This window comes from Streptacidiphilus carbonis (assembly GCF_000787775.1).
GTDB classification, from domain to species: Bacteria; Actinomycetota; Actinomycetes; order Streptomycetales; family Streptomycetaceae; genus Streptacidiphilus; species Streptacidiphilus carbonis.
The window spans coordinates 32,406-47,831 of record NZ_BBPM01000012.1 but is presented as its reverse complement, the minus strand read 5'-3'; the positions used below and the strand labels follow the sequence as shown (position 1 = coordinate 47,831).

Sequence of the window (15,426 nt, the reverse complement as noted above, 5' to 3'; positions counted from 1 at the left end):
AAGGAGCGCACACCGTGCACGGACAGAGATGGTCGCCGAGCTGGATCGACTTCGAGACGCCGAACGCCGCCCGGGTCTACGACTACTACCTCGGCGGCAGCCACAACTTCGAGGCCGACCGGCAGATGGCCCGCCGGGCCGTGGAGATCTGGCCCGACCTGCCGAAGATCATGCAGGCCAACCGTGCCTTCCTGCGCCGCTCGGTCCAGTACCTGGCCGGCGAGGGCTTCACCCGCTTCCTGGACATCGGCTCCGGGATCCCCACCGTCGGCCCGGTCCATGAGATCGCGCGCGAGGTGCAGCCCGAGGCCCGGGTGGTCTACGTCGACCGCGATCCGGTGGCCGTCGCCCACAGCCTGGCGATGCTGTCAGACGACCCGCTCAGCCGCGTCGTCCACGCCGACCTGACCGATCCTGAGGAGCTGCTGGCCCAGCCGGACGTCGCCGCCCTGCTGGACGGCGGGGCCCCGGTGGCCCTGCTGCTGGTGGCCGTGCTCCACTTCGTCCCCGACGAGGCCCAGCCGCACCGGCTGGTGGCCCGGCTGCGGGACGCCCTGCCGCCGGGCAGCGCGCTGGTGCTCTGCCACGCCTGCCGCGAGGGCCGCCCCGACCAGGTCGGCCCGCACCAGGACATCTACGCACGCACCAGGACGCCGCTCACGATGCGCGGATGCGAGGAGATCGCCGCGTTCTTCGACGGCTTCCGGCTGGTGGACCCCGGCGTCGTCTACCTGACCCAGTGGCGGCCGGACAGCCCGGACGCGGTGGGGCCGGCCCCGGAGCGGCTGGCGGGGCTCGTCGGCGTCGGACGGCTGGAGTCGGAACAGGCCCCGCCGTGAACGGGCCCCCAGCCGCCGACGCTCCCCGGCCCTCCTTCCCGGAACGCTGGACCCGGCTGCTCCGCGCCCACGGGAGCGCGCTGCATCCGCGGAAGATCGACGCGCTCGGCAGCCGGACCGCCGACCTGGTGCTCTCGGGCAGGGCGGACCAGGCCGCCGCGGACCTGGTCAACGCGCATTTCACCGATCCGGAGATGCTGGTCCAGGCGGTGGAACTGCTCCGTTTCACCGGATTCCAGGATCCCGACCCGGTCGGCGCCTTCGCCGCCGGCTGGGCGACCTCCCTGCGTGAGCGCACGCTGGTCCAGCAGGAGTCGATCCGCACCGCCGCGGACACGGCCCGGCACGAGGTCGAGCGGGCGCTGCACGCCTCCGAGGCGCGGTTCCAGGCGGTGTTCGAGCACGCGGCGATCGGCATCGGCGTCGGCAGCCTCGACGGCGAGATCCTGGCGGCCAACCGCTCACTGCTGGAGATGTTCGGCGCCCGGCTCGACGACCTGCGCGGCCGGCGGGTGACGGACCTGGTGCACCCGGAGGACACCCCCGAGGTCTGGGACTCGTACGAGCAGCTGGTCGCCGGCGAACGGGATAACTTCCAGTGCGACAAGCCCTACTACCGCCAGGACGGCGAGGTGGTCTGGACCCACCTGACCGTATCGCTGATCAGGGACGAGGACGGCCGGCCGCGCTACCAGGTCGCCATGATGGAGGACATCACCGACCGCTACCGGCTCCAGGAGCGGCTGCACCACCAGGCCACGCACGACCCGCTGACCGGCCTGCCCAACCGGGCCGCCTTCTTCGAGCGCCTGGAAGACCTTCTGGCCACCGCACCGCCCGGATCCCGCTTCGGCCTGTGCTACGTGGACCTGGACCGGTTCAAGATCGTCAATGACAGCCTCGGCCACGCCGCCGGCGACCAGCTGCTGATCGAGGTGGCCGGCCGGCTCTCCGGCGCGCTCGTGCCGCAGGGCCATCTGGTCGCCAGGCTCGGCGGGGACGAGTTCGTGGTGCTGCTGGAGCGCTGCCGCGGCGAACACGACGCCGTCGCCGCCGCCCGCACCGTCCTCTCGGCCCTCCAGGAACCGATCCGGATCGACGGGCACCAGCTGGCGGTAGGGGCCAGCGTCGGCGTGCTGGAGCGCCCGGTCGGCACGATCACCCCGGGCGCCGCGGTCCGCGCCGCGGACCTGACCCTCTACCGCGCCAAGGAGGCCGGCGGCGCCCGCTGGACCCTCTACGACGCCCGGACCAACGCCGAGTCGGTGGGCCGGTACACGATCTCGGTACGGATGCCGCTCGCCCTCGAACGGGGCGAGTTCTTCCTGGAGTACCAGCCGCTGTGCGCGCTCTCGGACGGCTCACTGGCCGCCGTGGAGGCACTGGTGCGCTGGCGCCATCCGCTGCTCGGCGTGCTCGGCCCCGACGAGTTCGTCCCCGCGGCGGAGGAGACCGGCATCATCCTGCCGCTGGGCCGCTGGGTCCTGGAGCAGGCCTGCGCCCAGGCGGCCGACTGGCAGCGCCGCTTCGGCCCGCTGGCGCCGCAGCTCAACGTCAACATCACGGCGCGTCAGGCCCGCAGCAAGGGGCTGCTGGCCGACGTCGGCCGGATCCTGGCCGAGACCGGCCTGGAGCCCTCGCTGCTCCAGCTGGAACTCACCGAGAGCAGCGCGCTCGAACCGCGCGACGAGTCGCTGCGGGTGCTGCAGGGGGTGGTCGACAAGGGGGTCACCCTGTGCGTCGACGACTTCGGCACGGGCTGGTCGAACCTCGCCCACCTGCGCGACCTGCCGCTGACCGGGCTCAAACTGTCCAGCGCGTTCATCGGCGACCCCGCGAGCCAGGACGCCGCGTCCGGCGTCAGCTGGCGGATCGTCAGCGGTCTCGTCTCGCTGGCGGACAGCCTCGGCCTCACGCTGACCGCGGAGGGGGTCGAGACACCGGACACCGCGGAGCGGCTGCGCAGCCTGGGCTGCGACTGGGGCCAGGGCTGGCTCTTCGGCCGGCCGGCCGCGCCGGAGGCGCTTGAGGCGCTGATCCTGGCCCGTGCCGACAAATCGGTCAATTAGTTAAAAGTTGGTCAAACAGTCTTGACTTCGGAACGCCTGCCTTCCGAAGATGGGAGACAAAGGACAGTTGTTGCAACCGACTGTCACCGTGGTGGTCGACGCGCAGGCGTCCGGATCAACCGGCGGTACGGGGGCAAGGCTCAGGGGCGGGCCCGGGAGCCAGGGCTGGGGCGAGCCGCCGAAGCGATCAGTCAACTCTCGCGCGGGAGCGTACGCGCGGCGGAGCAGTCGCGTGCCAAGCCGTCCAGCGGAGAGGAATGCTCCGATGAGCATCACCTTGCCCACCACCGTCCGACGCCCACCCGACCGGGCGGCGAGCCCTGAACCTCACCACCGCACCGCAGCAGCCTGCCCCTTGCCCGCCGCACACCGCATGCGCTGCACCCCCGCCCGGGGCGTGCCGGCGCTGGTGCGACCGCACGGACACCCGCTCGGACCGGTCGACGTCCACGGCTACGGCTACGGCTACGGCTACGGGCCGGACGTCCACGGCTGCGGGCCATGAGTACCGTCCCAGTGCTGCTCTACCACTCCGTCACCGACAGCCCACCGGCGTGGACGGCGCCGGTCACGGTGGCCCCCCGTGCCTTCGCCGAGCAGTTGGACCGGCTCGCCGACGCGGGGATCTCCGTGGTGCCGCTGCAGCGGCTGGTCGCCGCCATCCGCGGCGGCCCCGCGCTGCCGCCCCGGCCCGCGGTGCTGACCTTCGACGACGGCTTCGCGGACTTCTACTGGACCGTCGCGCCGCTGCTCGCCGCCCGCGAGCTGCCGGCGACGCTCTTCGTCACCACCGGGGCCGTGCATCCGCCCGGCAGCCGGTCGAGCGGCAGCCTGCTGCCCCCGGCCGACATGCTGAACTGGCGTCAGGTCGTGGGCCTGGACGCGCTGGGCGTCGAGATCGGCGGCCACTCACGCACCCACGCCCAGCTCGACACGCTGCCGGGGAAGCGGCTGTGCGAGGAGGTCGACCGCTGCAAGCACGAGTTGGAGGACGCGCTCGGGCACAGTGTCGCCTCCTACGCGTACCCGCACGGCTACCACAGCGCCGCCGTGCGGCGGAAGGTGCGGCAGGCCGGGTGGGACTCCGCCTGCGCCGCGGCCGACGCGTTCAGCTCGACCTCGGACGACACCCTGCGGATCGCCCGGCTGACCGTCCGCGCGGACACTCCGTCCGCCGTGCTCCAGTCCTGGCTGGAGGGCCGCGGGGCGCCGACGGCGCCCCTCCGGGAGAGCCTGGCGACCCGGGGCTGGCGCGGCTACCGTCGCGTGCGGGCCCGGCTCGGGCTGTCCGTGCCGGGTGCCTCCTGACCGGCTCGTACCTCCTTGTCGGCGTTGGCGGCGTTGGCGGCGTTGTCGGCCTTGTCGGCGAAGGCGCCGGCCACGTGGTTCGCCAGGGCCACCGCGGCCACCGACGAGTGCACGTCGAGTTTGATCATCAGGTTCTGGACGTGCGTGCGCACCGTGTTGGTGGACAGGAACAGTCTCCGTCCGATCTCCGGACGGCTGAGCCCGGCGCAGAGGAGGCCCAGGACCTCGCGCTCGCGTCCGGTCAGGGTCGCCAGCAGTTCCGCACCCTGCTCCTGGTCCTCGCGCAGGGTCATCAACTCGTCGAGCACCCGGGTGAGAAGAGGGGGCGGGATCCAGGTCTCACCCCGCAGCACGCCCCCGATCACGGTGAGCAGGTGCTGGAGGGGGCTGTTCTTGGGCACCCATCCCCTGACGCCGGCCCGCACGGCGACGCAGGCGAGGTCCTCGCTCCGGCTGCCCTCGCTCAGCACGATGACCGGGACCCCGAGCTCCCGTACCCAGGGGAGCCCCACCGGGGGGCTGCTTTCGGCGGTGAGCAGACCGATGTCGGTGACGACCGCGTGCCCCCGGTCGGCCGCGACGAGTCTGCGCGCCTCCGCGAGGCTGGAGACCGCGCTACCTGCCATCCCGCTCTGCTGCAGTCCTCTCGCGAGTACCTCGGCCACCGTGCGGCGCCGGTCGACCACGAGGATCCGGACTGTTCCCGACATGGCTCCGAGACTGCCACGGGGCCCGTGGCGCCGCCACCGGTGGACGGACGGGCACTGCTCTGCTTCGCTGGATGGACCACGGTGACCGCGGTGGCCGTAGTGGCCGCGGTGACCACGGCGACCGCGTGACCACAGCGACGGCGGGAGGCTCAGTCATGACCATCCGACCCGGCGCGCCGGAGCTGATCGTCGCTGAAGCCAATCGTCTGTTCGTGGACGCGCTGGCGCTCGCCCTGGTCGACTGCGGCTACCGGGTCAGAGCCACCGCCACCACCCGCGGCGAGCTGCTCCGGGGTGTCCTCGCGCACCGCCCGCACGTGTGCGTCCTCGACCTGCACCTGCTGGACGGGCGAGCCGTGGACGTCATCACGCTGATCCACAGGTACGCGCCCGAGGTCAGAGTCCTCGCCCTGTCCCGGGACCCGGACCCGATGCTGGTGACGGCCGCGATGGAGGCCGGATCGGCCGGCTACCTGAGCAAGGACAAGGGGATCGACGCACTGGACCAGGCGCTCGGACGGGTGTTGGCGGGCGAGTTGTTCATCGAGCCGGCCCTGGCCCTGGAGACCATTCGTCATACCCGCAGTCGGCGCGACGGCCCGAGCGAGCCCTTCCGCTGGCTCACGCCCCGGGAGCTGGAGGTACTGCGCCGGCTCACCGAGGGCGACGGCACGGTCGAGATCGCCCACGCGCTGGGGATGACCACGAACACCGCGCGGACCCATGTGCAGAGCGTCCTGGACAAGCTCGGCGTCCACTCCCGGCTGGAGGCCGTCGCCCTGGCCAACCGCCTGCGCGTGGAACTGCGGGCAGGATGAGGGACGGGCCAGCGGACGGGCGGGGCAACGGAGGGGCGGATCAGCGGGGGCGGGTCAGCGGACGAGCAGTCAGCGGACGGTGGCGGGCAGCAGTGCGCTGGTGCCGTACTTCTCGGTCCAGGCCGGCAGGTGGCCGGTGCTGACGGCCTGCCAGAGCGCGGGCGTGCTGTTCGGGTCCAGCGTCAGCGCGTCCTGCCCGTCGATGGTCACGAACCGCCCGAGCGGCGCGCTCAGGTAGGTCACATTGCCGGAGCCCAGGCCGTGCAGGCCCAGGACGAGATCGCGCAGTGCGGTGTTGGACAGCTGGTCGTCGACGCTGACCGCCTTGCTCACCGCGTCCAGCACCCTGCTGACCCCGAGCAGGTTGGTCAGGGAGACCTGGTCCGAAGTCTTGGACATGAGTGCCCGCAGGAAGTTCTGCTGCCGCGCGATCCGGTCCAGGTCGCCGTTGGGCAGGCCGTAGCGCTGCCGTACGTAGGCGAGGGCCGTGGTGCCGTTCATCGTGTAGGTGCCCGTGGTCCAGTGGCGGTTCTGCTGCGGGTCGTAGGAGTTGTTGGGGACGGTGATGGTGACCCCGCCGACGGCGTCGGTGAGCGACTGGAAGCCGCTCCAGTCGATCGCGCCGAAGTGGTCGACCCTGACGCCGGTGAACTGCTCGACGGTCTCGATGAGCAGCGGCGGACCGCCCCAGGAGAACGCCGCGTTGATCTTCGCTGAACCGTGGCCGGGGATCGCCACCCAGGTGTCGCGCGGTATCGAGACCACATAGGCGCTCTTCATGTCGGCGGTCAGGTGCAGCAGCATGATGGTGTCGGTGCGCTGCGCCCCGTACACCCAGAGCGGCGCCTTGGCCGCGTTGCCGGTGGTCGGCAGATCCGACCGGGAGTCGAGTCCGACCAGGAGGAAGGTCATGGACTTCGTCTCACCGGGAGGCTTCGCGGGGCGCTGTGAGGCGGGGAGGGACGGCAGGGCGCCCGCGATGCGCGGCACCTGGCCCGCGTAGTGGTTGGTGCCCCACCACACGCCGCCCGCGCCCAGCATGAGCAGGACGACCAGGGCTGCGAGCAGGGACAGGACGATGTTGCGGCGGCGGTACGGGCTGCGTTTCCCGCTGCTGCCCCGGTTGCGGTGACGGAACATCAGAAATCGTCCGGGTACGGGGCCGCCGCCACCAGGGGGCGGGCGGCCGTGGTGGATTTCGGGCTCGGGCCAGGGGTGCTCGGGCCAGGGGTGCTCGGGCCTGAGGTGCTCGGGCCCGGGGTCGCCACTGCGGCCGCCGTCGGGGGCGGGGCCGGGACCGGGGCGGGGAAGCCCGGCAGCAGCCGGGCGAGCCTGCTGCGCACCTCGCGTGCGTCGTTGCGCTCCGCAGCGGCGTACAGGCCGGGGAGGCCGAGCGGCACGTAGGAGGTGCCGTACCGGTCGGCGGAGGTGGCGGCGTGGATCCTGGGGTGGGCCGTGGGCCGGCGCTGCTCCTGCCCGGAGAAGAGCGACTCGCTCAGCTTCTCGCCGGGCCGGAGGCCGGTGAACCGGATCGCCGGCTGCTCCGCGTTCATCTGCTCGGCGAAGGCGCGGACCAGGTCCAGGATCCGCACGGGCTTGCCCATGTCCAGGACGAACACCTCTCCGCCGGCGGCCATCCGGGAGGCTTCCAGCACCAGCCCGGCGGCCTCCTCGATGGTCATGAAGAACCGGGTCATGTCGGGGTGGGTGACGGTCACCGGCTCCCCGGACCTCAACTGCTGCGCCAGCACGTCGAGCAGTGAGCCCCGGCTGCCCAGCACATTCCCGAAGCGGACGGCGGCGAAGACCGTCGGCGCCGAGTGCCGTGCCTGCATGATCACCTCGGCCAGCCGCTTGGTGGCCCCGAGGATCGAGATGGGATCGGCCGCCTTGTCCGTGGAGATGAGGATGAACCTCTTGACGCCGGTCTTCATGGCGACCTGGGCCAACTGGTCGGTACCGAGGACATTGGACTTCACTCCCTCGCAGGGGTGGTGCTCCAGCATGGGGAGGTGCTTGTGGGCCGCGGCGTGGAAGACCACGTCGGGCCGCAGGTCCCGGAACACCTGCTCAAGGCGGGCCCGGTCGCGGATGTCGGAGATCACCACGTCGTCGTCGTCCACGGCGGAGCCGTACAGCTCCAGTTGCAGCCGGTGCAGGTTGGACTCGTCGTGGTCGAGCAGGAACAGCCGGCTCGGACCGAAGCCGTAGACCTGACGGCACAGCTCGCTGCCGATCGACCCGCCGGCACCGGTCACCAGGACCCGCCGTCCGGCGATGGTGCGCCGGGCCTCCGCGCTGACCACGTGCACCTCCTGGCGCCCGATCAGCCGGTTGACGTCCAGCGCCCGCAGGTCGCCGCCGACCACGTCACGTCGCAACGCCGCGATGAACGACGGCAGGTAACGGACGCTGGCCCCCGCCGCCGCGCCGGCCGCCGCGACCTGCCGGAAGCGCTCGGCGGGCAGGCCGGGGATCGCCACGACCACCGCCTCGACCCGCCGTGCGGAGACCACCGATTCGGTCCGGTCCAGTCCGCCCAGCAGCGGCAGCATGCTGTTGCCGGACTTGGACGGGTCGTCGTCCAGGAAGCCGATCGGGACCAGTCCGAACTCCGGTACCCGCAGCAGGTCGCGGGCCAGGGCCCAGCCGGCCTCGCCGGCTCCGACGATGAGCGTGCGCAGACCGTCGGACTGCTGCGGCTGCGGCTGAGGTCGCGGCTGGGGTTGGGGCAGCGGCCGCAGTCGTGCCTTCGGCTCGGCCTTCGGCATGGCCTTCGGCAGCGGCCGTGCAGGCTGCGCGGGCGTTGCCGGGTACGTGGTCATCAGGGATCCGCCTCCGTTCGCGGTGCCGCTGCCGCACCGGCAGGCGCGCCTCGGGAGAGACCCGCGAGCGCGTCGCAGACCCGGTCGACCTGGCCCTCGGTGAGGCCGGGATGCAGCGGGAGCGAGAGCAGCTGCGGGAAGAGTTCGTCGGCCCCGGGCAGCCCGCTCGGCGGGCGCAGCGCGGTGCGCCGGAAGTACCAGAGCCGGTGCAGCGGGATGAAGTGCACGGACGCACCGATGCCCAGCTGGGACAGCCGCTCCACCAGCTCGTCCCGGTGCATCCCGTAGCCGTCCAGGACCCGGATCGCGTAGAGGTGCCAGGCATGGCGGCCTTCGCCCTCCGCCGGAGCCGACGGCCGCAGCAGACCCGGGACGGCCCGCAGCCCGGCCGTGTACCGGGCGGCCAGGACCTCTCGCCGGCGCTGCCAGTCGCTGAGGTGCTGCAGTTGCGCGCGCCCGATCGTCGCCTGAAGGTCGGTCATGTTGGCCTTGAGACCGGCGTCGTCGACCGTGTACTGCCAGCTTCCGCCGGGGAGGTGGCGCCGCCACGCGTCCGCCGACATCCCGTGCAGCCGGGCCCGGCGGACCCACTCGGCGAGGTCGTCGTCGTCCGTGGTCACCATGCCGCCCTCGCCGATCGGCAGGTTCTTGGTGGCGTAGAAGCTGAAGCAGGAGGCCATTGACAGCGCCCCCACCGGGCGGCTGCCCAGGTAGGTGCCGAGAGCATGGGCGGCGTCCTCGACGACCCGGGTCAGCGGCAGTCCCGCGGCGTCGGCCAGCTCGGCGAGCGGCGCGGGCGCCCCGCCGTAGTGCATCACCATCATCGCCCGCGGCCGCCCGCAGTCATGGACCGCGCGGCCGACCGTGGCCGCCGAGGGCATCCCGGTGGCCGGCTCGACGTCGACCAGCAGCGGGCGCAGCCCCGCGTGCACCACTGCCTGGGCGGCTCCGCAGAACGTCAGCGTCGGGACCATGACGACGCTGCCCGGCGGCAGCCGCAGTGCCCGTAGCGCGAGTTCGATCGCGGCTGTGCAGGAACTCACCGCCACCGCGTGCCGGGCCCCGACCCGGTCGGCGAACTCGCGCTCGAACAGCCCGGTCTGCGGACCGGCGCTGACCCAGCCCGACTCCATCACCTGCAGCGCCGCCGCACGGGCCTCCGGGCAGATCTCCGTGCGCGCGAACGGAACGGGGGCCTCGTCGGCCACCGGTGACGCCGGCTGGTGGAATGCCGTCCCGCGCATCGGAGGCCTCCTCGTTCCTGTCCTGCTCCTTTGGCCAACGTAGGCAGGCTCCGGGACCACGGGATCTGCCGCCAGGACGACTTCTGGTACGTCATCTGTTGATCGCCCCGGCCCGGCCGCGCAGCTGCGGGGTACGTTGCCAACACAGGTTGGAGGGCCGAATATTGAGAGACCTCGACCGCCCCCGTACCCGACCGGCCGCATTCGGACGGTTGGCCGGCGCCTCGGGAGGGGAGCTCTTCGCGGGAGTGGGCTGGAGCGCGGTCGCACAAGCCGCGCCCCTGGTGGTCAACGTCGCGCTTACGCCCTACCTGATCCGCCACCTGGGGCTGGACCGCTTCGGTGTCTGGTCGCTGGTCCTCGTCCTCTCCTGCGCCGTCTACGTGGCGGGCGTGGTGCTGTTCATCGGCCGTGGCGGGTCACTGGGCGATCGGCCGTCCAGGTCTCGAAACCCGGTACTCCTGCTCGCGACACTGGTCAACGCCGTTCTGACCGTCCCACTTGCGCTGCTCTTCGGCGTGGTCGCAGTAGTCGCCGACATCGCATCCGGATACCGCGACTACCTGCGCTGGCTGCCGCGCCGGCTGCCGCGCCCGCAAGGAGAGCCATGGACGTCCTCGGCGGTATGACCCCAACCTCCCCCGCCCGCCGCGCCATGGACGTCGGCTGCGGACTCCTCGCCCTCGCCGCGCTCTCCCCCCTGCTCGTCGCGGTCGCGCTTCTGGTCCGGGTCACCAGCCGGGGCCCCGCGCTGTATCGGCAGCAGCGGGTCGGCGAGGGCGGAACCGTGTTCACGCTCTACAAGTTCCGTTCCATGCGCTGGAGGTCGGAGGGTCCCGAGGTGACCTCGGAGGCCGACCCGCGGGTGACCCCGCTGGGCGGCCTGATCCGCCGGACGAAGGTGGACGAGCTGCCGCAACTGCTCAACCTGGTGCGCGGTGACATGACGCTGGTGGGGCCGCGCCCCGAGACGGTGGGGCTGGCCCGCCGCTACCCCGCCGAGTGCCGGTGGGTGCTGGCCTACCGGCCGGGACTCACCGGACCGGTCCAGCTGGGCCCGCGGGAGCTCGCGGCGCCGCCCGACGGAGAACGCGACCCGGAGGCGTACTACCTCGACGTGCTGGTGCCGCGCCGGGTGGCGCTCGACGCCGAATTCCTGGCGGCCCCGTCGCTGCTCCGCGAACTCGCGCTGCTGCTCCGGACGGCCCGCTACCTGATGGCTCCCGCCAAGGTAGCTTCTCCATCCGGACGGTCTCGCGGATGACGTAGCCGATCTCGTCCCGCCGCCATGATCGCGGCAGCGAGGACCGGTCCGGCCGGGCGTGCGAGGGCAACCCACACCGCCGCAAGCAGGTCGAGCACGAGCAGCGCGTAGAAGAGTACTTGGCTCGGCAAGGGCCAGTGACGATGTACGTGCAGTCCGCCCGTGACCACGTCGTAGGCGTGCGAGCCGGACCCCTCAAGGAATCCGACCGTGTACACCGGCGTCACCCACCGCGCCCAGCGCGGCTGCGTCCCCCACCATATGCCACCCACCCTAACGATCTTCGAGGCGCTCCTATGCTGCTCTCTTCGGTGAGGCCCACTCGATGCTGACGCGATGTTCGGTGTTGGCGTTGCGGCCGCGGCCGATGGAGGCGGCAATCGTCACACACGCCGATCACCAAGAGCCCAAACAACGCGGACGCCACCACGACAGGACCAAGAAGCCCGGCCGGGCCTGCAGCCAGGCGTCCAGGAACCGGAGGTACAGGACCAGCGCGTACAGCGCGGGCGAGCACAGCACAGCGCCCAGAACGATCACAAGCAGCGCCCACGGTGCCAGCCGTAGCAGCTCGCGGACAGTGACGTCGCCCGGCTTCACCTGCTGTCGAGGTGAATTGACGGTGTGTGGCGGCTCCATGGGTCCCCGTGAGCCGTTGTCGGCGCAGGGTCTACGACGTGTCAGCCGTCCTTGCGCCGTTTGCGTTTGGCCGTGGTGTCGGCGGGCTTCGCCAGCGTGGTGCTGCTGCCGATGGTCGGCAGGACGAACTCCTGGATCATGTCCACGGCATCGCGGACCAGTGGGCGGAAGACCCGGTACCGCGACAGGGCGACGATCTTGGCAACGAACGGAGCGCAGCGCTTCACGAACGCCCGCGTCCGCTCCGTGTCCTCGGTACGGTCGAAGACCCAGTACAAGACGATCACCATCAGGTGCAGCCAGAGCAGGTCCGGCAGCAGTTCCTCCAGCTCGGGGTCGAGCTTGGGGCCGAGGTCGGAACCGTCGATGACCTCGCGGAAGATCTGCACCGCGGTCTCGCGGGCTGGGTGGGACTCGTTGGAGAACGGGCTCAGCGCACTGTTCGGATCGGCCGCCGTACGGAAGAACTGCGCGGCGAACTCGTGGTAGTCCGCCGCGCAATCCACCCAGGAGTCCAGCGCGACCTGCAACCGCTCCGCGAAGTCCGTCTTCCCCGCCATTCGGGCCCGGGCCTCGGCCGCGTGCTCGTAGGTCATCCGGTCGTAGAATCCCTGAATGAGGAATTCCTTACCTTCGTAGTAATGATAGGCATTTCCGACGGATACACCCGCTTCAGCCGCAATGGCCCGCATGGTCGTTTTGTCGTAGCCCCGCTCCCGGAACAGCCGCATCGCAGTCTCCAGGATCAACGCCCGCGTCTGCTCACCCTTGGCCGTCTTCGGCTTGGCAGGCCCCACCTCACCGTCCACCGCCTCCGGGCCAGTTGCCACGGAGGGGTTCTCGGCCTCAGACATCACGTCGTCCACGCTCCCCGACACTGATCAGCGTCCGGGCCTGCTCGCCCTTGGCGGAGACCGGGGCGGGGCTCTCCGCCGTCGGCGGCTCGGGTGCTGGGAGCTCGGGCGCGGGGGGGTCGGTCGGCACGGCGTCTTTCACGCTCCTGAGGCTAGCCGCCCGGCGGGGCACAGGTGTCGCCGCACTCGGGCGCGGCTTCCCGGTCCGCTTCGGCCGCCTGGACCGCTGCGGCGGACTGCCAGGAGCGGCCGGTCCAGACCCATTCCCCCATCGGGACCGCTGCTGCTCCCGACCGGCCGGCTCTCCCCTGTGCAGTCGGTCGGTCGGGAACCGGGGACGGGGAGCGGAACTGGGATCCGGCCCGTTCCCGCCACTTGGCGGCGGCGAGGACCATGCCCTTGGCGAGCGGCGCCCCGGCCGGGGTGCTGAAGCGGTGGGACATGACCCGGTAGGCGTGCAGCGCCCAGAGGCAGACCACCCAGGCCGCCGGCCCTTCGTACACCTGCCCGGAATCGCCGATCACGGTGATCTCGCGCAGGGTGCGGTCGTGGTCCAGGGCCGGATAGCGGTCCCGCGCCTGCCGGGATCCGGCCGGGACGAACTCCATCGGGACGAGCTTGCGCTGCTTCTCCAGCCAGCCCTTGACGTGTCGGCAGAGCATGCAGCCGGGGTCGAAGAGGACCGTCAGCCGGAGGACCGGGGCGTCGCTGGTGCCCCGGTCCCCGGGCGCGGCCGTCGTCGCGGGCACGGGCTCAGGCCTGCGGCAGCGGAGCGGCGGGGGTCCAGCCCTGCGGCGGGACCGGCGGGCGCTGCTCGCTGTCGATCAGGCCGCGGCGGCGGATCCGGTTGAGCACGTAGACGTTCAGCAGGTGCAGCACGCCGAGGACCAGGAGCACCGTGCCGACCTTGTAGGACAGCGCGGTGAAGATGCCCTTGACGTCCTTGACGTCACCGTCGCCGCCACGCAGCCACAGCGCGACGAAGCCCAGGTTGACCAGGTAGAAGCCGACCACCAGCAGGTGGTTCACCGCGTCGGCGAGCTTCTCGCTCCCGTGGAAGACGTCGGCGAGGAAGACCTTGCCGCTGTGGCTGAGCGTGCGGGCCACCCAGACGGTGAGCCCGATGCTGAGCACCAGGTAGATGAGATAGGTGATGACCGTACGGTCCATGCTGCACCTCGCTGGAAAGACCCCTTCCGGGGTTTTTGAACGCGTTCAGTTTCTGCGTCGATCAGGACTGTAGACCGATTTTTGAACATGTTCAACTGGCTCTGGGCGAGGGAGGGGCCCGGGCGACGGCGGCGGGGGCGCGGGGTGGGCGGGGGCGCCCCGAAAAGCGTTGGGCGGCCCTCGGGGCCGTTGGTAGGTTCGCTGGCCATGGGACGCGATCGAATAACCTCGGGACAGTCGAACGGCCGGCCCGGGCCTGACGATCCGTCCGGTTCGTCCGACCCGTCCGACCTGTCCGGTCCATCCGACCCGTCCGGTCCGTTCGCTCCGGCCACGCCGTCCGAAAGTTCAGGTCGGCGTCCGGTTCCGGTGCCGCTCGGGCCGCGGTTCGCCAGGATGTGGGCGGCGGCCACGACGTCCGCGCTGGGCAGCGGGCTGTCCACCATCGCGGCGCCGCTGCTGGTCGCCTCCCGTACCAGCGACCCGCTGACCGTGTCCGCCGCGGCGGGTGTCGCCTGGCTGCCGTGGCTGCTGTTCGCCCTGCCCGGCGGGGTGCTGGTGGACCGGGTGGACCGGCGGCGGTTGATGATCCTGGTCGACTGGGTGCGGGTGGCCGCGATGGCCGTGCTGGCCGCCGCGATCGTGACCGGTCACCCCAGCATCAGCCTGCTCTACACGGTGCTGTTCGTGGTCAACACCGGTGAGGTGGTGTTCCGTTCGGCCAGCCAGGCGCTGGTCCCCGCGCTGGTGCCGCGGGAGCGGTTGGAACGGGCCAACGGCTGGCTGATCGGCGGGGTGACGCTGATGCAGCAGATGGTCGCGGGACCGCTCGGCGGCTTCCTGTTCCTGCTGGCGGCGAGCATCCCGTTCTTCGTCAACGCGGGGACGTACGCGGCGAGCGCCGTGCTGATCGGCACGGTCGCCGGAAGGTACCGGGCCGCGCCCCGGGACGGCGGCACGGCCGAAGACGCGAACACGGCCGGGCGCGAGGGCACCGCCGGGGAGGAGCGCCGTTCGGTCCGGCAGGACATCGGCGAGGGCTTCCGCTGGCTGATGCGGCAGCGGCTGCTGCGCACCATGGCGGTGCTGATCGGGCTGCTGAACCTGACCCTCACCGCCGCGACCGCGGTGCTGGTGCTGCTGGCCCGCGAGCGGCTGCACCTCGGCTCCGTCGGCTACGGCGCGCTGTTCACCTGCATGGCGGTCGGCGGGGTGCTCGGGTCGGTGATCGGCGACCGCCTCATCGGCTGGGTCACCGCTACCTGGACGATCAGGATCGGGCTGCTGATCGAGGCCGGGATGCACCTGGCGCTGGCGACCTCACGCAGCGCCTGGTTCATCGGTTTCGCGCTGTTCGCCTTCGGCGTCCACGGTTCGCTGTGGGGCATCGCGGCGAGTTCGCTGCGGCAGCGGCTGACGCCCCCTCGGATGCAGGGGCGCGTCGGCAGCACCAACCTGTTCATCGCGGCGGGTGGGAACTGCGTCGGCGCGCTGCTCGGCGGGGTGGTCGCGGCGCGGTTCGGGATCACCGCGCCCTACTGGGCGGGGTTTGTGCTCGCGATCCTGGTCTCGGCCGCGACCTGGCGGGTCTTCGACCGTGCGACGGTGGACCGCGCCTATCGGACCCCGGCGCCCGAGGAGTCGAACGGCGCCGCCGGGGCCATCTCGTGACGCCGTGCTGCACGG

General features: G+C 71.8%; 16 protein-coding genes. 8 read left to right on the top strand and 8 right to left on the bottom strand.

Features of this window, described 5'->3' with window-relative positions; genetic code table 11:
• Window positions 1-14: 14 nt before the first annotated feature.
• The 4 genes from TR46_RS11840 (at window position 15) to TR46_RS11830 (ending at window position 4,216) form a co-directional block, all read left to right on the top strand.
• Window positions 15-839 carry an SAM-dependent methyltransferase gene (locus tag TR46_RS11840; RefSeq protein WP_236655305.1) on the top strand — a complete coding sequence of 275 codons (825 nt, stop codon included), beginning with the start codon at window positions 15-17 and terminating at the stop codon, window positions 837-839.
• Window positions 836-2,908 carry a putative bifunctional diguanylate cyclase/phosphodiesterase gene (locus TR46_RS11835; protein ID WP_042398242.1) on the top strand — a complete coding sequence of 691 codons (2,073 nt, stop codon included), beginning with the start codon at window positions 836-838 and terminating at the stop codon, window positions 2,906-2,908. Before TR46_RS11840 ends, TR46_RS11835 begins: the two co-directional genes overlap by 4 nt.
• A 265-nt stretch (window positions 2,909-3,173) precedes the next feature.
• The gene (locus TR46_RS40950) at window positions 3,174-3,413 is read left to right on the top strand and encodes a hypothetical protein (RefSeq protein ID WP_152626422.1); all 240 of its coding nucleotides are present in this window, start codon (window positions 3,174-3,176) and stop codon (window positions 3,411-3,413) included.
• Window positions 3,410-4,216, top strand: coding sequence for a polysaccharide deacetylase family protein (locus tag TR46_RS11830; protein WP_236655304.1), 807 nt, complete (start codon window positions 3,410-3,412; stop codon window positions 4,214-4,216). The genes TR46_RS40950 and TR46_RS11830 overlap by 4 nt, the downstream gene beginning before the upstream one ends.
• Here TR46_RS11830 and TR46_RS45240 read toward each other — a convergent pair.
• The gene (locus tag TR46_RS45240) at window positions 4,165-4,926 is read right to left on the bottom strand and encodes a response regulator transcription factor (RefSeq protein WP_052432726.1); all 762 of its coding nucleotides are present in this window, start codon (window positions 4,924-4,926) and stop codon (window positions 4,165-4,167) included. The two genes, TR46_RS11830 and TR46_RS45240, sit on opposite strands and share 52 nt — an antisense overlap.
• 155 nt (window positions 4,927-5,081) lie before the next feature.
• Between TR46_RS45240 and TR46_RS11820 the strand changes: the two genes are divergently transcribed.
• Window positions 5,082-5,744 carry a LuxR C-terminal-related transcriptional regulator gene (locus TR46_RS11820; RefSeq protein ID WP_042398236.1) on the top strand — a complete coding sequence of 221 codons (663 nt, stop codon included), beginning with the start codon at window positions 5,082-5,084 and terminating at the stop codon, window positions 5,742-5,744.
• Between the two features lie 69 nt (window positions 5,745-5,813).
• On the opposite strand, the gene TR46_RS11815 is transcribed toward TR46_RS11820, so the two are convergent.
• From TR46_RS11815 to TR46_RS11805, 3 genes are read right to left on the bottom strand one after another with little or no spacing between them, the layout of a single operon-like run.
• The gene (locus tag TR46_RS11815) at window positions 5,814-6,884 is read right to left on the bottom strand and encodes an LCP family protein (protein ID WP_042398233.1); all 1,071 of its coding nucleotides are present in this window, start codon (window positions 6,882-6,884) and stop codon (window positions 5,814-5,816) included.
• Window positions 6,884-8,569 carry a polysaccharide biosynthesis protein gene (locus TR46_RS11810; protein WP_063770575.1) on the bottom strand — a complete coding sequence of 562 codons (1,686 nt, stop codon included), beginning with the start codon at window positions 8,567-8,569 and terminating at the stop codon, window positions 6,884-6,886. The genes TR46_RS11815 and TR46_RS11810 overlap by 1 nt, the downstream gene beginning before the upstream one ends.
• Complete coding sequence (locus tag TR46_RS11805) at window positions 8,569-9,813, bottom strand: DegT/DnrJ/EryC1/StrS family aminotransferase (protein ID WP_052432725.1); 1,245 nt, start codon at window positions 9,811-9,813, stop codon at window positions 8,569-8,571. The genes TR46_RS11810 and TR46_RS11805 overlap by 1 nt, the downstream gene beginning before the upstream one ends.
• Before the next feature lie 164 nt (window positions 9,814-9,977).
• Here TR46_RS11805 and TR46_RS11800 point away from each other — a divergent pair, with 164 nt between their 5' ends.
• The gene (locus TR46_RS11800) at window positions 9,978-10,442 is read left to right on the top strand and encodes a polysaccharide biosynthesis protein (RefSeq protein ID WP_152626421.1); all 465 of its coding nucleotides are present in this window, start codon (window positions 9,978-9,980) and stop codon (window positions 10,440-10,442) included.
• Window positions 10,439-11,077: a sugar transferase gene (locus tag TR46_RS11795; protein ID WP_042398535.1), complete on the top strand. Its 639-nt coding sequence runs from the start codon at window positions 10,439-10,441 to the stop codon at window positions 11,075-11,077. The genes TR46_RS11800 and TR46_RS11795 overlap by 4 nt, the downstream gene beginning before the upstream one ends.
• Window positions 11,078-11,757: 680 nt before the next feature.
• Here TR46_RS11795 and TR46_RS11785 read toward each other — a convergent pair.
• Genes TR46_RS11785 through TR46_RS11775 form a run of 4 tightly spaced genes read right to left on the bottom strand, consistent with a single transcriptional unit; the run spans window position 11,758 to window position 13,740 of the window.
• Complete coding sequence (locus tag TR46_RS11785; protein WP_052432723.1) at window positions 11,758-12,570, bottom strand: TetR/AcrR family transcriptional regulator; 813 nt, start codon at window positions 12,568-12,570, stop codon at window positions 11,758-11,760.
• On the bottom strand, window positions 12,563-12,712 hold the full coding sequence (locus TR46_RS42235) for a hypothetical protein (protein WP_161790116.1): 150 nt from the start codon (window positions 12,710-12,712) through the stop codon (window positions 12,563-12,565). Before TR46_RS42235 ends, TR46_RS11785 begins: the two co-directional genes overlap by 8 nt.
• A 10-nt stretch (window positions 12,713-12,722) precedes the next feature.
• Window positions 12,723-13,319: a thiol-disulfide oxidoreductase DCC family protein gene (locus TR46_RS38830; RefSeq protein WP_063770574.1), complete on the bottom strand. Its 597-nt coding sequence runs from the start codon at window positions 13,317-13,319 to the stop codon at window positions 12,723-12,725.
• Between the two features lie 4 nt (window positions 13,320-13,323).
• Window positions 13,324-13,740: a hypothetical protein gene (locus TR46_RS11775; protein ID WP_042398214.1), complete on the bottom strand. Its 417-nt coding sequence runs from the start codon at window positions 13,738-13,740 to the stop codon at window positions 13,324-13,326.
• Between the two features lie 369 nt (window positions 13,741-14,109).
• Here TR46_RS11775 and TR46_RS11770 point away from each other — a divergent pair, with 369 nt between their 5' ends.
• Window positions 14,110-15,411 carry an MFS transporter gene (locus tag TR46_RS11770; protein WP_201776394.1) on the top strand — a complete coding sequence of 434 codons (1,302 nt, stop codon included), beginning with the start codon at window positions 14,110-14,112 and terminating at the stop codon, window positions 15,409-15,411.
• The last annotated feature ends 15 nt before the right edge of the window (window positions 15,412-15,426 follow it).

Excerpts from the sequence above, each read along its gene's own strand:
- TR46_RS40950 (WP_152626422.1), top strand. The coding sequence starts at position 3,174 with ATGAGCATCACCTTGCCCACCACCGTCCGACGCCCACCCGACCGGGCG.
- TR46_RS11830 (WP_236655304.1), top strand. The coding sequence starts at position 3,410 with ATGAGTACCGTCCCAGTGCTGCTCTACCACTCCGTCACCGACAGCCCA.
- TR46_RS45240 (WP_052432726.1), bottom strand. The coding sequence starts at position 4,926 with ATGTCGGGAACAGTCCGGATCCTCGTGGTCGACCGGCGCCGCACGGTG.
- TR46_RS11820 (WP_042398236.1), top strand. The coding sequence starts at position 5,082 with ATGACCATCCGACCCGGCGCGCCGGAGCTGATCGTCGCTGAAGCCAAT.
- TR46_RS11815 (WP_042398233.1), bottom strand. The coding sequence starts at position 6,884 with ATGTTCCGTCACCGCAACCGGGGCAGCAGCGGGAAACGCAGCCCGTAC.
- TR46_RS11810 (WP_063770575.1), bottom strand. The coding sequence starts at position 8,569 with ATGACCACGTACCCGGCAACGCCCGCGCAGCCTGCACGGCCGCTGCCG.
- TR46_RS11805 (WP_052432725.1), bottom strand. The coding sequence starts at position 9,813 with ATGCGCGGGACGGCATTCCACCAGCCGGCGTCACCGGTGGCCGACGAG.
- TR46_RS11795 (WP_042398535.1), top strand. The coding sequence starts at position 10,439 with ATGACCCCAACCTCCCCCGCCCGCCGCGCCATGGACGTCGGCTGCGGA.
- TR46_RS11785 (WP_052432723.1), bottom strand. The coding sequence starts at position 12,570 with ATGTCTGAGGCCGAGAACCCCTCCGTGGCAACTGGCCCGGAGGCGGTG.
- TR46_RS11775 (WP_042398214.1), bottom strand. The coding sequence starts at position 13,740 with ATGGACCGTACGGTCATCACCTATCTCATCTACCTGGTGCTCAGCATC.